The sequence below is a fragment of the Streptomyces sp. NPDC001393 genome (assembly GCF_053597455.1).
The window spans coordinates 1-1,713 of sequence record NZ_JBSFIH010000149.1 but is presented as its reverse complement, the minus strand read 5'-3'; the positions used below and the strand labels follow the sequence as shown (position 1 = coordinate 1,713).

At 66.7% G+C, this 1,713-nt stretch carries 1 protein-coding gene and 1 pseudogene; both read right to left on the bottom strand.

Annotated features, from left to right (window positions below; all coding sequences use genetic code 11):
* Positions 1-8 precede the first annotated feature (8 nt).
* On the bottom strand, positions 9-605 hold the full coding sequence (locus tag ACWC2T_RS45965) for an alpha/beta hydrolase (RefSeq protein WP_450676236.1): 597 nt from the start codon (positions 603-605) through the stop codon (positions 9-11).
* 199 nt (positions 606-804) lie between these two features.
* Positions 805-1,679, bottom strand: a pseudogene (locus ACWC2T_RS45960) (IS5 family transposase).
* Between the last annotated feature and the right edge of the window lie 34 nt (positions 1,680-1,713).

Here is a 1,713-nt window from a genome sequence, read left to right as displayed (position 1 = left end):
GAAGTGGATCAAGTCGTGGTGGCGAGTTCGACGAGGTGCTTGGCGGTGCCAGCAGGATCGATGATCTGATGGAGGTGTGCGCCGGGCAGGTGTGCCACGGCCCAGCCGCGTTCGCGCGCCTCGGCGGCAAGGTCGTCATACGGAGGACCGAACAGCAAGTAGGAGCAGGGATGGTCGTCCCAGCCGTCGGGGACTGGGATGTGCTGCTCGTAGTAGGACAGTGGCAGGGTGGGTTGCTCCTCAACGACTGTCTGCCGCACCAGCGGATCGGAGAACATGGGTGCGACGTCTGCTTCGTCCCACCAGTCGGTCCAGCGCGGGAGCCTGCCGTTCACAGCCATCGGGCGTAGGAAATCGAGCAGTTTGGGTGTGGCGACGGGGGTCGGTCCGGTCCGGGCCGGCAGCGCGGCATCGACGAAGATCGAGCTGGTCACCGGATGGTCGATGCCCGAGCGGATGGTCGGGAGGAACAAGCCTGCGTTGCTGTGTGCCACCAATGTGACGGGGTTGCCGGCCGGGACCTGCCGCAGATCGTCGCGGACGGCGTCCACGATGCGGGGCCAGAAGGGCGGAGCAACGACGCCTATGTGCAGCAGGGACGGCACCCGCACCTGGTATCCCGCCGCCGTCAAGTGTTCGGCCACAGGGTGCCAGGTCGCGGGACCTACGGACGGACTGTGCACGAGAACGAAGATCGGCTGCATGTGACGATCCTGTCGCCCATGCCTTCGGAGGCGCGACAGTCTTGGCTGACAGCAGAACGCTTCGCGTCGACGTAGCCGATGCGTCTTCACAACAGGGCGTTCACAACCATTCGTTGATTGCGGCGATGAGGACAGTGGCCTCGTAGCGGACCGCGAGCTTGTCGTACCTCGTGGCCACGGCCCGGTGCCTCTTGAGGCGATTGATGCCGCACTCGACCGCGTGCCGAGCCTTGTAGTCCTGCGGGTCGAACTTCGGCGGCCTGCCGCCGAACGAGCCGCGTTTCTTGCGGTTGCGGGCCTGGTCGGCCTTGTCCGGGATGGTGCAGCGGATCCTGCGACGACGCAGGTAACCGCGGTTCTTGCGGGAGGCGTATGCCTTGTCGGCGCGCACGCGATCGGGTCGGGTGCGCGGCCTGCCCGGCCCAAGACGCGGGACACGGACCTTGTTCAGGACCGGCTCGAACTGCGGGGAATCGCCCCGCTGCCCGGCCGTGATCACGATGGACATGGGCTTCTGGCCCTGTTCGACGGCCAGGTGCAACTTGGTGGTCAGACCGCCACGCGAGCGCCCGAGCCCGTGGTCTTCCGGCTCGACGCAGAAGCCGCCGGGCGGCTCCTTCTGAAGCTCCCCTTTTTCCTCGCGCCGGCGGCGTGCTGGTGGGCCCGGCACACTGTGGAGTCGACGTTGATGTCCCATGTGATCAGCTTTCTCGCGTCGGCCCGGGCCTGGAGTTCGGTGAAGATCCGCTGCCAGGTGCCGTCCCGCTGCCAGCGGCGGAACAGGTCGTACGCCCGGCCCCACGGCCCGTACTCGGCGGGCACATCCCGCCACGGGATCCCGGTGCGGACCCGGAACCGTATGCCGTTGATCAGCTGCCGCCTGGCCCATGTCGGCGGCTGTCCGGGCTTCTTGCCCTTTGGCAACAGCGGCTCCAGCACCGCCCATTGCGCGTCTGTCAGATCTCCACGTGCCACGAACCAAGATCATCTCACGCTCAAGATCCACTTT